The organism is Polynucleobacter yangtzensis (assembly GCF_027924165.1).
Lineage (GTDB): Bacteria > Pseudomonadota > Gammaproteobacteria > Burkholderiales > Burkholderiaceae > Polynucleobacter > Polynucleobacter yangtzensis.
Window position 1 is genome coordinate 1,703,463 of the sequence record NZ_AP026973.1, and the last position, 19,924, is coordinate 1,723,386.

Consider the following 19,924-nt stretch of genomic DNA (forward strand, 5'->3'; position numbering starts at 1 on the left):
TCAGTAATTTAGTTTGTTTGATCAAGGGCGGCTAAGATTCTATTAGTCGCACCTTGATGTTTCACTGAGTAGGCCTTCGCTGCCTCGCTCATTTTCTTCAGCTCAGCAGTATTTAAGAGCAATTCTTTCAAAGACTCCATCAAAGCAATTGGCTCTGTTAAGAGGAGTTCTCCCTTAATTCTTTTAGCTGCGCCGCTATCAATCGCATCTAAGGCGGCCTGCTGAAAGTTATAAGTGTGCTCACCCAATAAAACAGGACACCCAGCCGCACAGGCTTCAATAAGGTTTTGACCTCCAAAAGGAAGTAGGCTTCCACCCATCAACACCAAGTCAGAAGCGCTGTAATACATTGGCATCTCACCCATGGAGTCGCCTAGAACAACATCCACACCATCACACTCGCTCGGAATACCTGTCCACTCGCTACGTTTACGGAACTTTAAGCCAGCGCTATTAATCCGATCGGCTACTTCAGTAAAGCGTTCCGGATGGCGGGGCACCAAACATAACAAGGGAGTTGTAGCAAGAGTGTTACTTAAAAGCAAATCATTCCAGGCTTTGAGAATGATGGCCTCCTCGCCATCACGGGTACTTGCAGCGCACACCATTAAGCGATTGCCTGCGTGTATATCCTGTTGCCAAACCTTACCTTGCTCTACGAGACCAGGATCCAATGGAACATCAAACTTGAGATTACCCACAATCTTCACATTTTGAACGCCCAAACTGCGATAACGCTGTGCATCAAATTCAGTTTGAGCCAAGATGCCTGCGAATGCTTGGAACAACGCGCGCCCCGCTTTGCCAAAACGATTAACACGACGCGCACTACGTTCTGATAAACGAGCATTAACTAGAAATAGAGGTAAACCAATTTCTTTGCAGCGAAAGACAACGGTTGGCCAGGCTTCAGTTTCCATAAATAGGCCAAGCTTTGGCTTAAAGGTCTTCAAGAAATGTTCTACAGCCCAACAAATGTCATATGGCAAATAGACTTGTCGGATTTGTCCAGAGGTAATCTCTTTCGTAAATAACTGCTTACCAGTGCGGCGTCCATTCAACGTCATGTGGGTAAGGAGAATTGATTCACCTCTAGACAAATAAGCATCAATCAATGGTTGAGCAGCACGAGTCTCTCCAACCGATACCGCATGAATCCAAATAGACTTTTGAGTGATGGGCTTGCTGTAGCCAAAACCCAGACGCTCTGGGATGTGATGCAGATAAGAAAAAGCATGACGTGCGCGCCAAGCCAATCGAACAAATGCTAATGGCAATAAGAGATGCCAAAGCAATTGATAAACAGCAAACCAGATCCGGGGACGTGCCCCGTATTCTGAATTGGTAGTCAAACTCACTTTTTCAGACGTTCGGTCAGCTCGACCGCCTTACCTAGATAAGAGGATGGAGTCATCTCTAATAGACGCGCTTTTGCATCCTCAGGAATCTTCAAGCCGCGAATAAAGGTTTGCAAATCGGCTTGATTAATGCCTTTGCCACGAGTCAATTCTTTTAACTGCTCGTAGGGATTCTCGATACCATAACGGCGCATGACAGTTTGTACTGGCTCAGCCAATACTTCCCAGCATGCATCTAAATCGGCGGCAATTGCTGCAAGATTGACTTCCAGCTTACCAAGTCCACGCAGGGCGCTGTCATAAGCCAATACGCTATGACCAAAGGCTGGACCCAAATTACGCAACACGGTGGAATCAGTAAGGTCACGCTGCCAACGAGAGATTGGTAATTTTTCAGCAAGATGACGCAACAATGCATTGGCAACACCCAAGTTACCTTCAGAATTTTCAAAGTCGATTGGGTTTACTTTGTGCGGCATCGTGGATGAGCCAATCTCACCAGCTTTAGTGCGCTGCTTGAAATACCCAACAGAGATATATGCCCAGAAGTCACGATCCATATCCAAGAGAATCGTATTAGCACGAGCAATCGCATCAAATAGTTGCGCCATACCATCGTGTGGCTCAATTTGAATGGTGTATGGATTAAAGGTCAAACCTAAACGCTTCTCCACTACATTCTTGGAGAAATTTTCCCAATCAAAATCAGGGTAAGCAGATAAGTGGGCGTTGTAGTTACCAACTGCGCCATTCATCTTGCCTAGCAAAGGCACTGCTGCAATAGCATCGATCGCACGTTCTAAACGTTTAGCAATATTTGCAATTTCTTTTCCAAGAGTACTTGGTGAAGCAGGTTGGCCGTGGGTACGTGAAAGAAGCGGAACCTTGGCGTGCTCAAGGGCCAAGTCAGTCAAAACAGAAAGTACCTTGCGAAGTTGCGGCAAAAGCACTTCATCGCGTGCGCCGCGCAACATCAAACCATGTGAGGTGTTATTGATATCTTCAGAGGTGCAAGCAAAATGAATGAACTCACTTGCTTTAAGCAAATCAGGACGACCAGCAACTTTTTCTTTTAAGAAATACTCAACCGCTTTGACATCATGATTAGTAACCGCTTCAATATCTTTAATGCGCTGAGCATCCGCATCGGAGAAATTCTCAGGAAGAGATAGCAAGAAAGCTTCGTCAGCAGCATTAATTTTTGGCACATCAGGCAAACCAGCTGCAGCCAAAGCCAAAAGCCAATGAATTTCCACAAACACACGCTGGCGCATAAAAGCCGCCTCAGAAAGCCAAGGACGCAAAGCATCTAGTTTTCCGGCATAACGACCGTCTAAAGGGGAAAGAGCATTAAGGGTAGAAAGCGGCTGACTCACGAATATTGCCTTTGCATTGAAGATGTCAATAAAAGCTAATTTTAATGCGTTTGGAAGTCCAGCAAACCCCAATTAGGATGGCTATACTTGATCCCATGAAACTTATCGGATCCCTCACCAGCCCCTATGTACGCAAAGTACGTATTGTTTTTAACGAGAAAAAGGTTGATGTTGACCTCGAATTAGAGAATGTTTGGGCCGCAGACACCAAAATAGGTGCCACAAACCCCCTAGGGAAGGTTCCTTGCCTTATTTCTGACGATGGGGATGCTGTCTACGACTCCCGTGTCATCGCAGAGTACGCAGATGGCCTAAGCCCTGTCAGCAAGCTTATTCCCGCCGATAACCGGGAGCGTGCCGCTGTTAAAACCTGGGAAGCCCTGGCTGACGGAATTATGGATGCCGGTATTTTGGCTCGTTTAGAGCGTACCCTGCGCCCAGCAGAGCAGCAAAGCCAAACTTGGTATGACCGCCAAATGGGCAAGATCGATGCTGCCCTTCGCGAGATGTCGGAGCAACTCGGTGAAAACCCATGGTGTCATGGTAATCAAATGACCTTAGCGGATATCGCTGTTGGTTGCGCCATTGGTTATTTATTGTTTCGCTTTCCTGAAGTGAAATGGCAAGCACAATATTCCAACCTAGATCGCTTGTATCAGAAATTATTGCAGCGACCATCGTTTATGGAAACTGTACCGCCTGCTGCTTAATCAACTTATTACTTAAATAAAAAAGCCAATCAAAACTGATTGGCTTTTTTGTATCCGATGGCTGATGAAATTTATGCGGAGATAATTCCACCGCCTAAACAAATTTCACCGTCATAGAGAACGGCTGATTGTCCGGGTGTTACCGCCCACTGCGCATCCGGAAAGCTTAATTCAAAACTTTGCGGATCATTACCGGCAATTAAAGTGCAAGCTGAATCCGCTTGACGATAACGCGTCTTAGCGGAATAGCTTCCCGGCATTGGCGCTGCGCCAGATACCCAGCTAGCGTCCATTGCAGAAAGCTTATGAGCCAATAGCCACGGGTGCTCGTGGCCCTGTGCTACATACAGGGTGTTATTCGAAATATCTTTACGCGCCACATACCAAGCATCACCATTACCATCCTGACTGCCTCCCAAACCAATGCCTTTGCGCTGACCTAAGGTAAAAAATGCTAGGCCCATATGCTCACCAACAGTCTTACCTTCTGGCGTCTTAATGGGGCCAGGTATACGAGGTAAATAGCGGTTTAAGAATTCTCTAAAAGGACGTTCACCAATAAAACAAATTCCAGTAGAGTCTTTTTTCTTTGCATTGTGCAAACCAATTTGCTCGGCAATTTTTCTCACTTTCGTTTTAGGAATTTCTCCCAGCGGAAACATGACGTTTGCCAATTGCTGCTGCGTTAAGCGATGCAAGAAATAACTTTGGTCTTTGCTCGTATCAACTGCCTTTAATAGCTGGACTTTTCCACCCTCATGACGCACACGTGCATAGTGCCCAGTAGCAATCGCATCCGCACCCAAACTCATGGCGTGATCTAGGAATGCTTTGAACTTAATTTCGGCATTACATAAAACGTCGGGATTAGGTGTTCGCCCTGCAGCGTATTCGCGCAAAAAATCGGCAAATACACGTTCACGGTATTCAGCAGCGAAATTGACGGCTTCAACGTCTATGCCGATCATATCGGCCACCGAAACCACATCTAGCCAGTCCTGGCGAGCAGAACAGTACTCGTCGTTGTCATCATCTTCCCAATTCTTCATAAAAAGGCCAATAACTTCAAAGCCTTGCTCCTTGAGCATCCAGGCGGCAACCGACGAATCCACCCCTCCAGACATGCCAATAACGACTTTCTTGGTCTGGGACGACGGGATTGCGGAAGAATTGAGCGGGATCATCAAAAAATGCGAGAATTCAATATAAGCTGACAGACCATATTGTAGAAGTCTTAGCCCGGTTTCACAGAATTTTGGGCAAAAACCAAGCAAGCGGACTTAGGTGTAAGTAAATAGGTGCATTAAGGCCCATTTAACTAAAATAGATTTTTTGAAAAATTTTGCTTTTGGAGACATGCCATGCGCATAGGAGTGCCACTGGAAACAAGGCCTGGGGAAACTCGAGTAGCCGCCACACCAGAAACCGTTAAAAAACTCATTGGCCAAGGCCATACCGTCGTGATTCAGAAAGACGCCGGCGTAAAAGCTAGTCAACCTGACTCTGCATATGAGGCTGTCGGTGCAACTGTTGGCAGCGCAGCGGATGCGTTTGGAGCCGAGATTGTTCTTAAAGTGCGGGCTCCTGAAGCCGCCGAATTAAAACAAATTAAATCTGGCGCCGTTCTCCTAGGCATGCTCGATCCATTTGATAACGACATGATTGCTGCAATGGCAGCTCAAGGCGTGACTGCATTTTCTTTAGAAGCTGCGCCGCGTACAACACGTGCACAAAGCATGGACGTCTTGTCTTCTCAAGCAAACATTGCCGGATATAAAGCAGTCATGGTTGCTGCCAACGAATATCAACGCTTCATGCCAATGCTCATGACTGCCGCGGGTACTGTTAAAGCAGCTCGCGTACTCATCTTAGGCGCTGGTGTAGCTGGCTTGCAAGCTATTGCTACTGCAAAACGCCTTGGTGCTGTGATTGAAGCATCTGATGTTCGTCCTGCAGCTAAAGAACAAATTGAATCATTGGGCGCCAAGTTTGTTGACGTTCCTTATGAGACCGATGAAGAGCGTGAAATTGCTCAAGGCGTTGGTGGCTATGCCCGCCCAATGCCAGAAGCTTGGATGAAGCGTCAGGCAGCCTTAGTTGCCGAACGTGCTCAACAAGCAGACATCGTCATTACTACTGCGTTGATTCCTGGACGCAAACCTCCAGTCCTACTACATAGCGACACTGTTGCTAATATGAAACCGGGCTCAATCGTGATCGACTTAGCTGCAGGTAAAGGTGATAACGGCTCTGGTAACTGCCCTTTAACTCAAGCAGATAAAGTAATTGATGTGAATGGCGTGAAGATTGTGGGCTATACAAATTTAGCCAGCATGGTTGCAGCGGATGCATCTGCACTCTACTCACGCAACTTGCTCGATTTCATGAAGCTGATTGTGGATAAAGAAGCCAAGCTGGTGATCCCAACTGATGACGATATCGTCACCGCTTGTTTAATGTGTCGTGATGGCCAAGCCATTCGCAAAAACTAACAGTAAAAAATACTAAGGAAACATTATGGATCTCGCTGCCTTTCAAAGCATCCTCACCGTTCAAAACATTACTGTGTTTGTATTGGCCATTTTTGTCGGCTATCACGTAGTTTGGAACGTTACCCCAGCATTGCATACACCTTTAATGGCGGTAACTAATGCAATCTCCGGCATCATCATCGTTGGCGCATTACTTCAAACTGAAGTCATTGGTGGAGATGAAATTACCCTGACCAGCATTATTGGTGCCATTGCCGTATTCCTCGCCTCAATTAATATTTTTGGTGGCTTTATGGTCACCCGTCGCATGCTTGAAATGTTCAAGAAAAAAGCCCCTAAGGCTGATGCGGCTGGAACTAAATAAACCTAGAACAAGACCTATATAGAGACCAAAACTATGTCAAACATAACCGCTATTTCTTATCTCATTTCATCGGTGTTGTTCATCCTCGCTTTGCGTGGTTTGTCTTCACCAACTACTTCACGCCAAGGTAATACCTTCGGCATGATTGGTATGTTGCTTGCTGTGATCACGACATTCTTGATCCCAGACTTCAAGCCTGTATTTTCATTAATCATTGCTGCAATCGTTGGTGGTGCCGTTATTGGAACCATTGCTGCTAAGCGCGTGCAAATGACTAAGATGCCTGAGTTGGTAGCTTTGATGCACTCCTTTGTGGGTTTGTCAGCTGTACTGATCGCGATTGCAGCCGTATTTAATCCAGCACACGACCATACTGGCGCACAAAAGATTGAGCTCTTTATTGGCGCGTTTATTGGCGCGATCACATTCACGGCCTCAGTAATTGCTTTTGGTAAGTTATCTGGCAAGGTTAGTGGCAAGCCAGTAAGCTTTGCTGGTCAACATTTACTCAACCTCCTTTTAGCTATCTCAATGGTTGGCGCTGGTATTGCTTACTACATGGGTGATAGCCACGCAGCCTTCTTGGCAATGTGTGCCATTGCCTTGGTATTGGGCGTTACTTTGATCATCCCTATTGGTGGTGCCGATATGCCAGTGGTTGTATCGATGCTCAATAGTTACTCTGGTTGGGCTGCAGCAGGTATTGGCTTTACCTTAAACAACCCCGTGTTAATTATTGCGGGTGCTTGCGTAGGTTCATCTGGCGCGATTCTGTCCTACATCATGTGTAAGGCAATGAACCGCTCTATCTTGGCTGTATTGCTCGGCGGCTTTGGTGCCGAAGCTGCTGCAGGTGGTGGCGATGACGGCGGTCCTAAGAATTACAAAACAGGCTCACCTGAAGATGCTGCTTTCTTGATGGAAAACGCTGACACTGTGATCATTGTTCCAGGCTATGGCCTAGCGGTTGCTCGCGCCCAACACGCCCTGAAAGAATTGACTGAAAAGTTAACTCACCATGGTGTGACTGTGAAATACGCCATTCACCCGGTTGCCGGTCGTATGCCTGGTCATATGAACGTTCTCTTGGCGGAAGCTGAAGTTCCATACGATCAAGTGTTCGAGATGGAAGATATCAACAGTGATTTTGGTCAAGCTGACGTGGTCTTGGTGCTCGGCGCTAACGACGTTGTTAACCCAGCAGCACGTACTCCAGGCAGCCCAATTTTTGGTATGCCAATCTTGGAGGCGTTCAAAGCAAAAACCATCATCGTTAATAAGCGATCAATGGCGGCTGGTTATGCCGGCTTAGACAACGAGCTTTTCTACATGGATAAAACCATGATGGTCTTCGGAGATGCAAAGAAAGTAGTTGAGGAAATGGTCAAAGCGGTTGAATAAACCCAGGCCTCAATACTTGTAATTAAAGACCGCCTTCGGGCGGTTTTTAATTACACTAAACAAACTACTCAAAAGAGCGACATCACCTTAAAAGAGCTTGCTATGCCAAATTTCGTTGAGAATCACCTCAATATCGTTCAATATGCACCAATCATATTCTTTACCTCCATCCTAATATTCTTATTGATGGGCTGGCTATATGGAAGATATCGGACCCGCACAACCGAACATGTCGTTGTCCGCGATTCATTGGCTACAGCAATTTTTGGATTGTCCGCGCTTGTACTTGGCTTTACTTTTGCCAATGCAACCGATCACTACGACAAGCGGATGAGCTTAATACGTGATCAAGCGCATTCCCTGAAACAGGTTTATCAGTCAAGTAATTATCTAAATCCTACCGATCGTGTTGCTGTGCAAAACACCTTAAAGCAAATACTTAAGCAGAGAATATCTAAGTATGAAAACATTAAAAAAATGGATGATCTTGACGCGAACAATAACGTCTTAACTCAGTCCTTAAACACACTGAATGAAGAAGTCAACAAGGCAATTAGCCGGGCTCCAGTCAGCACCAAGGATTTAGCGGACAATATCTTGAGACCCCAACTTACGCATCTATTGGATACTTTCCAAGAAGGAATACTCAATGGAAAGCACCATCCCCCAGCAATTATTGACCGCTTCCTATTTGCTCTACTCTCAATAGGTGCCCTATTAAGCGGCTACTCAATGGCGATTAAGAAAGAGGAAGATTGGTTTCTGACGGCACTTTACTTGGGCTTGATGGGCTTTGCGCTCTACGTGATTTTTTCGTTGGAATTTCCACATCAACTACAAGATGCGAATCTCCTGAATGCAGACTTTTTAAAACTTCAAAAGGCCTGGCAATAATCACTAAAAATTTACCTTCTTTGATAGCTATTGGATAAGTTGTCTTGCAGTACATACGCAACGCCATTAGCGACCAAGGAGAGGTCTTGATCAAGCATCCGACTACGGTAAGTCCAGCCAGCTGGTAATTTCAGCTGCTCGCTCAATACTGGAAGATCTTTAATGTTGAGTGCAGGATTCACAATTTGTGAATACGATTGCATAACATAAACATCACCTGCTGGAGATGTAAGTTCATAAACAGTACTACCAGCTCTATAGACAAAGTTGGTAGTACGAGCAACTTCATTGGCGGTGTAATTCTTGCTACCCATCAGCTGCTTCAGCAAACTCAACTTTACTGTTGCCCGTAAATTCATCTCAATGCCACCAAAAGTCTCTTTTACGTCATTGACGGTATTTCCGGCAGCCTGAATTTCATCCATCATCCAATAGCGCGGGCCATTTAAGATGGCAATTGAAGCATCATAATCTTTGACAATTGACTCTTTGGTTAACGAACTCCATTGCGCTTCTGGGCAAAGATTAAGGCCCTGAGTGTTAAATACCCTAACTTCAAGCTTGAGCCAATCGCGCTTACCAATCAAGACTTCACAATAGCGCTGATTACGCAGATTGGATATGCTTTTTTCAAAGATTGGAGTTTGTTGGGTAGGAGTTTGAGTGCAAGCCTCGCCTATTGTCAGCACAAGAGAGATCGCCAGAAATACAAATGATTTATTCATGGGTTCACTGTACCAAATAAAAAAACGCCCGGTCTTTTGAACCTGGCGTTTTAGTTTCTACAGCAAGCTAGCTGGAGAGGTGAGGCTATTACATCATGCCGCCCATACCACCCATACCACCCATGCCGCCCATATCAGGCATGCCGCCACCAGCAGACTCATCCTTAGGCGCTTCAGAAATCGCGCAATCAGTAGTCAACAAGAGGCCAGCAACAGAAGCCGCATTTACCAACGCAGTTTTTGTTACCTTAGTTGGGTCAATAACACCTTGTGCAACGAGGTCACCGTATTCACCGGTAGCTGCGTTGTAGCCGTTATTACCCTTGCTTGCTTGAACAGCATTAACAACTACACCTGCGTCTTCACCAGCATTGCTAACGATAGTACGCAATGGCTCTTGCATAGCGCGCAATACGATGCTGATACCAGCGTCTTGATCAGCGTTGTCGCCTTTCAATCCCTTGATACCTTGCATTGCACGAATCAACGCTACGCCACCGCCAGGAACAATACCTTCTTCAACGGCTGCACGAGTTGCATGCAATGCGTCGTCAACACGTGCTTTCTTCTCTTTCATCTCTACTTCAGTAGCCGCGCCAACACGAATCACTGCAACACCGCCTGCCAACTTAGCAACACGCTCTTGCAACTTCTCTTTGTCGTAGTCGCTAGTCGCCTCTTCGATCTGAACACGAATGTTCTTCACACGAGCTTCAATCGCTTTAGCATCGCCAGCACCGTCGATGATGATGGTGTTTTCTTTGCCTACTTCGATACGCTTAGCTTGACCTAAGTGCTCAAGAGTTGTTTTCTCGAGTGTCAGGCCGATTTCTTCAGCGATTACTGTGCCGCCAGTCAAAATGGCGATGTCTTCCAACATAGCCTTACGACGATCACCGAAACCAGGAGCTTTAACAGCACAAGTTTTGATAATGCCGCGGATGTTGTTCACAACCAAAGTTGCCAAGGCTTCGCCTTCAACATCTTCTGCAATGATCAACAATGGACGACCAGATTTTGCTACTTGCTCGAGTACTGGGAGCAAATCACGGATGTTAGCAATCTTCTTGTCAAACAAGAGCACGTATGGGCTTTCCAATACAGCAACTTGTTTTTCTGGTTGATTGATGAAGTATGGAGAGAGGTATCCGCGGTCAAACTGCATACCTTCAACTACTTCAAGCTCGTCTTCCAAAGACTTGCCATCTTCAACAGTGATAACGCCTTCTTTACCTACTTTTTCCATTGCTTCTGCAATGCGCTGACCAATACTGTGGTCGCTGTTTGCAGAGATAGAACCTACTTGAGCGATTTCTTTAGTTGTTGTGCAAGGCTTGCTAATTTTTGCGAGCTCTTCGATTGCGGCTGTAACAGCCTTATCGATACCACGCTTCAAGTCCATTGGGTTATGGCCTGAAACTACATATTTCATACCTTCGCGAACAATTGACTGAGCCAATACAGTAGCGGTAGTTGTACCGTCACCAGCGATGTCAGCAGTTTTGGAAGCTACTTCCTTAACCATCTGCGCACCCATGTTCTGGAGCTTGTCTTTGAGTTCGATTTCTTTTGCAACGGATACACCGTCTTTAGTGATTGTTGGTCCACCGAATGAACGCTCGATCACCACGTTGCGACCTTTTGGTCCCAAAGTTGTTTTCACTGCATTAGCAAGAATATTTACGCCTTCGACCATCTTGGTGCGGGCGCTATCTCCAAATACAACGTCTTTTGCTGCCATGATTAAATTCCTCTCTTAAATACCGAAATTACTTCTGTACAACAGCCATGATGTCGTCTTCACGCATCACGATGAGTTCTTCGCTGTCAACTTTTACTGTTTGACCTGCATATTTACCAAACAAAACGCGATCGCCAACTTTGACGTCAAGTGCGTTTAATTTGCCGCTGTCATCACGTTTGCCTGGGCCTACCGCCAAAACTTCACCTTGATCAGGTTTTTCTGCAGCAGCGTCAGGAATGATGATTCCGGAAGCAGTTTTTGATTCTTGATCTAAACGCTTGATGATTACGCGATCATGTAAGGGACGCAAATTCATCTCTTCTCCTATGTTAGTAAGTGTTAACTATTTAAATAAACTATATAAATCAATGATTTACAATCTCATTACACGGAGTTTTGGGGTAATCAACTGATAAATCACCTTTTTAGCACTCGCGTGTAGGGAGTGCTGATTATATAGGTCTCATTCCCTGTATTTCAAGGGCGGATCACCATAAATTCTTTAAGGATTTGACCTCTTTTTATAATGGGGACAGGCTGGTAGGGCGATTCCTACAGATAAATCAGCCTAAAGCCCTTACCGCTCCAATCCGTCCTGCCTAGACTGAACAGTCACCGATTGGAGAATGCTGATGAGCCCGAAATCCCGGCTGTACACGCTTGTAAAGGCATGGAAGAACAAACCCTTCCACGAAGTACGAGACGCCTGTGGCGACCCCTGGCTTGGCCTTAGTAGCCAAGCTCTCGAAGAACACCAATCCTGGTCTAAGCGACAAGCGATTAGCCATGAACCCATTTTTAACCGCAAGGGAATAAAACTGACAGGATCCTTATTTAGACCATTGCTCGTCGCATCAGATATGCAACTACTGCGCCTCTTTATGGAGGGTCTAGATACCGTTTCGTACTGGTATCGCAGTGGTCGCTTTATTCCTGGAATCTTGCCAATACCAACCCATGCCCTAGCCTCAAGTAGCTATGTAGATGCAATGAGTGAATTGATTTTGAACTCACGTCTACCAGTTGGCTTAGTAGCGATTGGCATTCAATCCGTCCCAGACTCTGCCACTGTTGATGCTTGTAAAGAAGGCTTGCTTCGTTTACGAAGATTGGGCGTCTTGCTGCATTTCTTAAATTTCTGCGGCAGTGCTGAAGAGTTGCATTGGATCACTGATATGCAATTGGAAGGCGTGCACATTGATATGAGCACACTTCGTGAGCACAATCTAGCCAGTGATGCGCTATCCCAGTTAAGACAATCACCATATTCACCCACACAAATTTATGCGGCCAACATTGGCTTAGTACAAGATTTAAAAAATGCATCAACTCTCATTGCAGATCATGCATATGGGGGACTAATGATGGCGCCGGTCAGTCGCCATCAAATGCTTCAAATAAACGATAGCCGTATCGCTAAAGCCATTTTTTCGCTGCACCCTCATCAACACCCAAACCAAAACGGAGACAAGTAATGAGAAAACGCGTGATGTTGGTAGATGACCATCCAGCAATGCTGATGGCTCTTAAAAGTATGTTGCAAGACCAGTTGTTATTTGAGATTGCAGGGCAAGCTCAAAATGGAGAGGAGTGCCTCAGGTCAATGAAAGAAGTAAATCCCAATATGGTCATTCTAGATTTAGATATGCCCAAGACCGATGGGTTTGATGTGATCCGCCGTATCGGCCTCATGTACCCCGATGTGCGCATACTGGTTCTCTCAAGCATGGATGAAGCTGTCTATGGCGGGAGAGTGCGCTCATTAGGTGGCCATGGCTTTGTCAATAAAACAGCAGGGGCGGATGTCATTTTGGCTGCCTGCGTAGCTATATCTCAAGGTTATAACTTTTTCACTCATGGCAAGAATGGCAATAGCTCATTAAGCGACAACGATAAGCTTGCATTGATTTCGGATCGCGAGCTACAGGTCATGAAATATCTGGGCAAAGGCAACACCAATCAACAGATATCTGACATGTTACATATCAGTAATAAGACAGTCGCCACTTATAAGACCAGGGTTTTTGACAAACTCGGGATTAATAATATTGCTGACCTGATCTTGTTCTGCCGCATGAACAACATCATCGAAAGCTAAAGCAATATGCGTCGATCCATTACTCGCATTGCTTTTATCCTATTCAATGGGGTCATAAGCAATTCTTATGCCACTTTGCTGAGCCCAGGCGAGCAAAGATGGGTCGATGCCCATCCTGTAGTCCGTTTTAGCATTCATGAAAAGTACGCCCCATATCTAGAATCAAATGAGAATGGTGAGGCCGGTGTTTTTCACAGCATCCTGAGCAAGCTTAGTGATTTTACTAAGCAGGAATTTCTGCCTAAATGGCGCAAGAGCGATCAAGAAGGATTGCAACAACTCGCTAGCGGGGAAGTCGACTTCATTATTGATCCACCAACTCTAGATGATGAATACCTAAGGTTTGGCTCCCTATCAGAAGCAATTTTTTGGGGTCATGATGCAATTCTGACAAAGCGCTCAGAAAGAAATGCGCCCATCGAACCAATCAATATTGCCTACTTCGATCGTGGTTATGAAAATCCCCCATCTCCAGCCCATCCGCAATCCAGGCTTTCTAGTCACACCGAAAAATTAATCTTTGATCTACTCAAAAATGATATCGAAGCACTAGTCTTACCAGTGCGCCTTGCGCAACAAATCATTCAGAAAGTGAACGGCCAGAAATTGCAATTAAATGGCTTATATAGCAGAGAGCCATTTGAATACCGCTGGCTAATTGCCCATCAGAGCGAGGCCTTGCATGCAGTTCTTGGTGGCTTTCTGGATAACTTAGACCCCATGGAATCACGTAATCTATTTGCCCTTCATACAAACGAGGCATGGGGATACAGCAGCAAGTCTAATAACCCGCAACTTAACTGGATTTCAGCGTTGGCAGCGTTGCTGGGCGGAACCTTGTTACTTTGGTACATAAAAAGAAAAAATCAACTACATACTCATCAAACTGAGAGACTCATGAATTCTAAAGAGCTTGCCGAAAAAGCGAATGCTGCGAAGTCTTCATTTCTGGCTACGATGAGCCATGAAATTCGTACCCCAATGAATGCTATCTTGGGAGTGCAGGAGCTGTTGCTAAAAAGCCCACTCCCGAATAATGAAAAAACATTACTCAAAAGTGCCCACTCATCAGCAGAGTCGCTACTAGGAATCCTTAATCAAGTTTTAGATCTTTCCAAAATTGAAGCGGGTAAGCTCACTCTCAATTTAGAGCCTTGCTGCCTCAATACCCTTATCGACGATATCGATTCCGCATTTTCAACCGTTGCCCAAATCCAAAATCTCACGCTTCACACCACTAAAGACCCTCGGATTGCCCAAGTGTTGATGATTGATGCACTCCGACTGCGGCAAATCCTACAAAACCTCATTAGTAATGCCATCAAATTTACTGAGCATGGTGAGATTTATTTCTCTATTAGCGTCTTGGCAGATGACCATGCGGGACAGTTGATTGAGTTTCGAGTCATCGATACTGGCGTAGGCATGGAGTCCGAAGATATTGAGCTAGCTCTACAAGCATTCGAGCAAATTCCGGGTTCGAGCGAGCAACACAAGGGAACTGGTCTTGGACTCACCATTACTAATCACCTAGTCATCTCAATGGGCAGTCAACTTTATTTTGATAGCGCCCCAGGGTTTGGTAGCAATATTCATTTTTGCGTGGCATTTCCTCGCACTAGCATTGCTGCGCCTGGACAAGCGCCAACAAATGGCAAAGCTCCTCAGTCAAGAAAGCTAGTCTCCAAAGGTCACCACAAATCAAATCGCTCCTTACGAGCCTTAGTAGTCGAGGACCACCCAGCTAGCAGGCAAATTATTTCCCTACAATTAGAGGCGCTTGGGATTGAGGTAGCAGTTTGCGATAACGCGCATACAGCTCTAGATTTGATTACCCAGACCAATTTTGATCTCTTGTTAACCGATCAATCCATTCCGGGAATGCAAGGCTCAGAACTTACTAAGCGAATTCGAGATCTAGGGCATCGCGATCTCATCATCATTGGCGTCACCGCAGATATTTATGCGCTGGATTCACGCCACCAGTTTTTTTCTGCCGGTATGAATAGCGTTCTCATCAAACCACTCAGTCTCATGACCCTAGAAAACGAATTGACTCGCTATTTCTCAACCCAGGAAGTAACTGAAAAAATTATTTCAGAAGTTGGCGCCGATGAATATTCATTTGATGTATTTGCAGGCCTACTAAGAGATAACCCAAATCATATTTTGGTGATATTAGATGAAATCAAGAAAGTCCATGATGAGGCTCTTGAGATACTAGAAAGCAATCAATGTGATGAGGACACTTTCAGCAGCCTGATTCATAAGGTAAAAGGTGGCGCCCAACTACTCAGCGCTAAGGCATTTATTCAGGCCTGTTCTGAGCTTGAGGAAAAGGGCAATTTGAGGCACAGGATCTGCGCGTTTATTCAATTATTGGTACAGGAAAATCAAGTTATTGCCCGCTACAAATCGAAATACATAGAACCCTAAATATTGAAGTTCACCCCCTTCCAATAAGGTGGGTTTATCCTATGAGGAATGCGCTCATATTTTCTTCGTTACTCGACTTTAATAGCGGCCCTCTTTTGGCTTGTCAGCCTCAGCGCCGCCGCTAATAATGCTGCTGTACTGGATATACCTAAATCGGTAACTAGCAGTCTTGAACGCAATCAAATACCCAAAGATGCCATCAGCATCTCGGTAATAGAGATTGAGCCTGGGCGCCCGGGAAAGCATGTTGCCAAAAATATATTGGGTTGGCGTCCTGAGGTAGTCATGAACCCCGCCTCAACAATGAAGCTGCTAACCACTTTGAGCGGTTTGGATATTTTGGGGCCGCAATATCGTTGGCGCACCAATATTTATACCGACGGCATTATTCGTCAGGGAGTCTTGAAGGGTAATTTGTATTTACAAGGCACAGGCGATCCAAAACTCATCCCTGAAGAGCTCGCCAAGATGATGAAAGAACTACAGAATCTTGGTATTCAAAAAATTGACGGTAATTTATTTTTTGATCGCAGTGCCTATGCTCCGAGCGCAATGGAACATAACACGATTGATGGCGAATCTTTGCGTGCTTATAACGTACCGCCCGATCCATTGTTATATGCTTTTCGTACTCTTTCCTTTCAATTGGGTAAGTCACGAACTGCCGACTTTATTGACATCAGCTATACACCAGCACTATCGCAACTGAAGGTATCGAATCAAATGCAGCTGGTAGATCGTCCTTGCGATAACTGGAAAAGCAATATTGGATTTAAATTAGACCCAGAAGAAATCGGCAATACCGATCAAGCCTTAACGGCCCAGTTCTCAGGAGCTTTTCCAAGCTCTTGTAAGGGGGTGAACTTCAATATCGTTGCTTTGGATGCTAATACCTTCTTAACCCAAGGCTTTGCAGCTGCTTGGGAATTGGCTGGTGGCACTTGGGCCAAACCGCCTATTGGCAAGGATGGCAGCGTTCCGCTTGCGGCTCGTCTCTTGCTGCAATTTGAGGGTATCAAGCTAGCCGATGATGTTTTGGACATTAACAAATACTCTAACAATGTCATGGCGCGGCAAGTTCTATTAACGCTTGCTTTAGAAAAAATGGGTAAACCCGCAACGACTGCTAATGGTGATTTAGTAATTCAGAGTTGGCTCAAGCAAAACGGTTTGAATTTTACGGACCTGGTTATTGAAAATGGATCTGGGCTATCTCGCAATGAGGCCATCTCTGCAGAGCAAATGAATCAACTTCTCTTAACCGCTCGCAACCTTCCCGTAGCAGAAGTGTTCTACAACAGCCTTCCGATAGCGGGAACTGATGGCACCATGCGCAATCGTTTGTTAGGTCAACTTCGTAAGTTTTTACATCTCAAGAAAAAGCCTGAGGCCAGAATTAAAACTGGCTCACTAGCAGATGTGCGCGCAATATCAGGTTACGTTTTGAGTAAATCAGGAAAGATGTACGCCGTGACTTCCTTCATTAACCACCCCAATGCCTGGAGAGGTCTTGAAGCGCACGATCAATTGCTGACGTGGCTACTAGAGGATGGTCCAGAACCAAAGCACGCCCGCTGAAGCCTGTCTCTCACGCCATCCCACTCCTCACCTGCTGGTGGCTCAGGAAACAAAATAAGATCCCAGCCTTGCTGATCCAAATCTCGCAAGGAACGATATAGGCGACTAGCAAATGCAGCGCTATCACTTGGCACTTCGACTTCTTCAAAGTGGGCAGATGGGTGACCGTCATCCCCCAAGCAAGAATCCGAATCCCAAACAGCTACTGCAACCCGAGATTTAATATCTGGAAATTCACTTAAAGCATCTAAGACGCGCCCTGGAGCATACAAACGCAAAGGCGTAGTTGGGGCGTAATGAGCCTTGAGACTTCCAGATACTTTAGGAAGATCTTCTGTCAATTCATTTGCTTTTACATCACCGGGCAAATACACCTTGACACCTGTCTTAGCAAAAATCTCGCTTGGTGTAATAGCACCCGGCCTGAGAAGTATCGCTTTATCACCTGAGGACAAATCAATAATGGTTGACTCGATTCCCACTTCACAATCGCCTCCATCCAAGATCATCAAATCGAGCATGCCTTCAAATTCATGACGAACATCTGAAGCGCTGGTCGGTGAAACCTTGCCGAAACGATTGGCTGATGGCGCTACAACGCCACCTTTAAATTTACGCAATAGCTCTTGAGCAATAGGATGTGACGGCGCACGAATCGCTACCGTATCTTGACCGCCAGTCAAATCCGTCAATACGCTTTTATCTTTCTTGAAGACCAGCGTTAGCGGCCCTGGCCAAAATGCATTGATTAGCTTTAAGGCCTCTTCTGATACATCTCTTGCCCAATTAGCCAGTATCGGCACCCAATCCACTTGAGCCTGATCAAACCTATCTGGTGCGGCAAGGTGAACAATTAATGGATGGTTCGAAGGACGACCCTTGGCAGTAAAGATCTTCTTAATGGCTTCAGCATTTTTAGCATCTGCGCCCAACCCATAAACGGTCTCGGTCGGAAAGGCGACTAAACCACCATCACGCAATGTTTGTGCTGCTTCGTTAATTACTGCAGAAGATTGCAGGCTACTGTCGCTGGACATTTCTAGGGCTCGATGCCTAATTCAGTAGCAACGGCTGCACAGTTTTGGCGCGCTTCATTGAGAGCTTCGCCCAGGCAATTGATGTGACCCATTTTTCTACCCATGCGCGGTTCGGACTTTCCATACAAATGCAATTTAGCATCAGGATGAGCTAGCACTTGATTCCAAGCAGGTTCTTTTGGTTGATCTTCGCTACCTTCAAACCAAAGATCACCCAATAAGTTCAGCATTGATACTGGCGCTAACTGACGCGTATCACCTAAAGGCAGACGAGCCATTGCTCTTACTTGCTGCTCAAATTGACTGCTAACACAAGCATCCATGGTGTAGTGGCCGGAGTTATGTGGGCGAGGAGCGATTTCATTAGCGACGATATCGCCATTCTTAAGAACAAAGAACTCCACGCAAAGTACGCCTACGTAATCAATCTTTCGTATGAGTGCCTTTGCCGCTTCTACAATTTTTTTCTCTTGTGCTGGCTTTAGCGATGGCGCTGGCACAGTAGAGGTGTGCAAAATACCATCGCGGTGAATATTTTGTGAAACTGGATAAGCAACCACGGCATCATCGTATCCGCGCACTACTAAGGCAGATACTTCAAAATCTAAATCCATGCGCTTTTCTAATACACAAGGAACTTTGCTTAATTCCGCCCAGGCTGCCGGCAAATCCGCAGCCATGTAAACAGTAATTTGACCTTTACCGTCATAACCCATACGAGCTGTCTTCAATATTCCAGGAAACAAGTCGGCTGGAATATGAGCAATATCAGCATCATGCTCAACAACGGCGTATGGTGCTGGACCAATATTGGTTTCTGATTTCCAGGTAGCTAGAAATTTTTTCTCAGCCACCCTGTTCTGCGCCAAAGAGACACAGCTACTCCGTGGCGCAACAAATACGCCAAGAGCTTCTAACTCATCCAATGCCTGCGCAGGGACATTCTCAAACTCAGTACTTACTGATGGGCAGAGAGCGGCCATCTCTTTTAAGGCAGCTGAGTTTGTGTAGTCAGCTTGAATAAACTTTTCGGCTATAGAGCCTGCGGGACTATCAGCGCCAGGATCTAAAACGCAAACCTTATAGCCCATAGCCTGTGCAGCCTGGGTAAACATGCGCCCCAATTGACCGCCGCCTAAAATTCCTAAATACGAACCCGGCAAAATGGGTTCCATACGATCTGCCATGTAATTAATATCCCGGCAAATTCATTGAACGTGCAGTATCGGACTGCTTCGCACGGAAATCTTCTAAACGCTTAGCCAAATCCGCATCGTGTAAAGCTAAACTAGCAATGACGTGCAAGGCGGCATTGGCTGCACCAGCTTCACCAATTGCAAAAGTGGCAACCGGAATGCCTTTAGGCATCTGCACGATTGAATACAAAGAATCTTCGCCACGTAAATATTTGCTCGCTACTGGCACACCATAAACGGGAACAATTGTTTTGGAAGCGAGCATGCCTGGCAAATGCGCCGCACCCCCGGCACCAGCAATAATGGCTTGCAAGCCATTGGCTTGTGCTTTTTCAGCATACTGGAACATATCGTCTGGCATGCGGTGTGCAGAGAGCACTTTAGCTTCATGAGGGATGCCAAATTGCTCAAGGATTTGAGCGGCGTGCTGCATGGTGTCCCAATCTGAGTTGGACCCCATTACTATTCCGACAATTGGCTTCTTACTCATTTACCTCTCCAAATACCTTCAATTT

18 protein-coding genes are annotated in these 19,924 nt (G+C 45.7%); 9 read left to right on the top strand and 9 right to left on the bottom strand.

All coding sequences use genetic code 11. The features are described 5' to 3' along the window. Positions 1-8 precede the first annotated feature (8 nt). Both QMF28_RS08515 and purB read right to left on the bottom strand, forming a co-directional pair. A complete protein-coding gene (locus tag QMF28_RS08515; RefSeq protein WP_281742316.1) occupies positions 9-1,358 on the bottom strand; it encodes a 3-deoxy-D-manno-octulosonic acid transferase in 1,350 nt (449 codons plus the stop codon). Further along, complete coding sequence (purB, locus tag QMF28_RS08520; protein ID WP_215347678.1) at positions 1,355-2,734, bottom strand: adenylosuccinate lyase; 1,380 nt, start codon at positions 2,732-2,734, stop codon at positions 1,355-1,357. Before purB ends, QMF28_RS08515 begins: the two co-directional genes overlap by 4 nt. Before the next feature lie 95 nt (positions 2,735-2,829). Here purB and QMF28_RS08525 point away from each other — a divergent pair, with 95 nt between their 5' ends. Beyond that, positions 2,830-3,444, top strand: coding sequence for a glutathione S-transferase N-terminal domain-containing protein (locus QMF28_RS08525; RefSeq protein ID WP_281742317.1), 615 nt, complete (start codon positions 2,830-2,832; stop codon positions 3,442-3,444). 71 nt (positions 3,445-3,515) lie between these two features. Here QMF28_RS08525 and mnmA read toward each other — a convergent pair whose 3' ends face one another. Then, positions 3,516-4,628: a tRNA 2-thiouridine(34) synthase MnmA gene (gene mnmA, locus QMF28_RS08530; protein WP_281742318.1), complete on the bottom strand. Its 1,113-nt coding sequence runs from the start codon at positions 4,626-4,628 to the stop codon at positions 3,516-3,518. Between the two features lie 177 nt (positions 4,629-4,805). Between mnmA and QMF28_RS08535 the strand changes: the two genes are divergently transcribed. From QMF28_RS08535 to QMF28_RS08550, 4 genes are all read left to right on the top strand, one after another. Further along, positions 4,806-5,936, top strand: a complete 1,131-nt coding sequence (locus QMF28_RS08535) for a Re/Si-specific NAD(P)(+) transhydrogenase subunit alpha (RefSeq protein ID WP_281742320.1) — start codon at positions 4,806-4,808, stop codon at positions 5,934-5,936. Between the two features lie 25 nt (positions 5,937-5,961). Next, complete coding sequence (locus QMF28_RS08540) at positions 5,962-6,300, top strand: proton-translocating transhydrogenase family protein (RefSeq protein WP_068320920.1); 339 nt, start codon at positions 5,962-5,964, stop codon at positions 6,298-6,300. 33 nt (positions 6,301-6,333) lie between these two features. After that, a complete protein-coding gene (locus QMF28_RS08545; RefSeq protein ID WP_068320921.1) occupies positions 6,334-7,701 on the top strand; it encodes an NAD(P)(+) transhydrogenase (Re/Si-specific) subunit beta in 1,368 nt (455 codons plus the stop codon). A 102-nt stretch (positions 7,702-7,803) separates the two neighbouring features. Then, positions 7,804-8,595, top strand: a complete 792-nt coding sequence (locus tag QMF28_RS08550) for a hypothetical protein (RefSeq protein ID WP_068320929.1) — start codon at positions 7,804-7,806, stop codon at positions 8,593-8,595. Between the two features lie 11 nt (positions 8,596-8,606). Here the strand turns inward: QMF28_RS08550 and QMF28_RS08555 are convergent, their stop codons facing one another. From QMF28_RS08555 to QMF28_RS08565, 3 genes are all read right to left on the bottom strand, one after another. After that, a complete protein-coding gene (locus QMF28_RS08555; protein ID WP_281742324.1) occupies positions 8,607-9,320 on the bottom strand; it encodes a hypothetical protein in 714 nt (237 codons plus the stop codon). 88 nt (positions 9,321-9,408) lie between these two features. Continuing rightward, on the bottom strand, positions 9,409-11,061 hold the full coding sequence (gene groL / locus QMF28_RS08560) for a chaperonin GroEL (protein WP_068320933.1): 1,653 nt from the start codon (positions 11,059-11,061) through the stop codon (positions 9,409-9,411). Positions 11,062-11,089: 28 nt separating this feature from the next. Next, positions 11,090-11,380: a co-chaperone GroES gene (locus QMF28_RS08565; protein WP_068320934.1), complete on the bottom strand. Its 291-nt coding sequence runs from the start codon at positions 11,378-11,380 to the stop codon at positions 11,090-11,092. A 316-nt stretch (positions 11,381-11,696) separates the two neighbouring features. On the opposite strand from QMF28_RS08565, the gene QMF28_RS08570 reads away from it, so the two are divergent. Genes QMF28_RS08570 through dacB form a run of 4 tightly spaced genes read left to right on the top strand, consistent with a single transcriptional unit; the run spans position 11,697 to position 17,176 of the window. Next, entirely contained in the window at positions 11,697-12,539 is an 843-nt protein-coding gene (locus tag QMF28_RS08570) for a diguanylate phosphodiesterase (protein WP_281742327.1), read from the top strand. Continuing rightward, positions 12,539-13,162: a response regulator transcription factor gene (locus QMF28_RS08575; protein ID WP_068319419.1), complete on the top strand. Its 624-nt coding sequence runs from the start codon at positions 12,539-12,541 to the stop codon at positions 13,160-13,162. The genes QMF28_RS08570 and QMF28_RS08575 overlap by 1 nt, the downstream gene beginning before the upstream one ends. A 6-nt stretch (positions 13,163-13,168) precedes the next feature. After that, the gene (locus QMF28_RS08580; RefSeq protein WP_281742331.1) at positions 13,169-15,598 is read left to right on the top strand and encodes an ATP-binding protein; all 2,430 of its coding nucleotides are present in this window, start codon (positions 13,169-13,171) and stop codon (positions 15,596-15,598) included. A 48-nt stretch (positions 15,599-15,646) separates the two neighbouring features. Continuing rightward, positions 15,647-17,176, top strand: coding sequence for a D-alanyl-D-alanine carboxypeptidase/D-alanyl-D-alanine endopeptidase (dacB, locus tag QMF28_RS08585; RefSeq protein WP_281742333.1), 1,530 nt, complete (start codon positions 15,647-15,649; stop codon positions 17,174-17,176). Here the strand turns inward: dacB and QMF28_RS08590 are convergent. The 3 genes from QMF28_RS08590 to purE are packed head-to-tail and all read right to left on the bottom strand — an operon-like array spanning position 17,122 to position 19,899. After that, positions 17,122-18,213: an L-threonylcarbamoyladenylate synthase gene (locus QMF28_RS08590; protein ID WP_281742334.1), complete on the bottom strand. Its 1,092-nt coding sequence runs from the start codon at positions 18,211-18,213 to the stop codon at positions 17,122-17,124. The two genes, dacB and QMF28_RS08590, sit on opposite strands and share 55 nt — an antisense overlap. 2 nt (positions 18,214-18,215) lie before the next feature. Next, the gene (locus QMF28_RS08595) at positions 18,216-19,400 is read right to left on the bottom strand and encodes a 5-(carboxyamino)imidazole ribonucleotide synthase (protein ID WP_281742336.1); all 1,185 of its coding nucleotides are present in this window, start codon (positions 19,398-19,400) and stop codon (positions 18,216-18,218) included. Positions 19,401-19,404: 4 nt separating this feature from the next. Then, the gene (purE, locus tag QMF28_RS08600; RefSeq protein WP_281742338.1) at positions 19,405-19,899 is read right to left on the bottom strand and encodes a 5-(carboxyamino)imidazole ribonucleotide mutase; all 495 of its coding nucleotides are present in this window, start codon (positions 19,897-19,899) and stop codon (positions 19,405-19,407) included. Positions 19,900-19,924 lie beyond the last annotated feature (25 nt).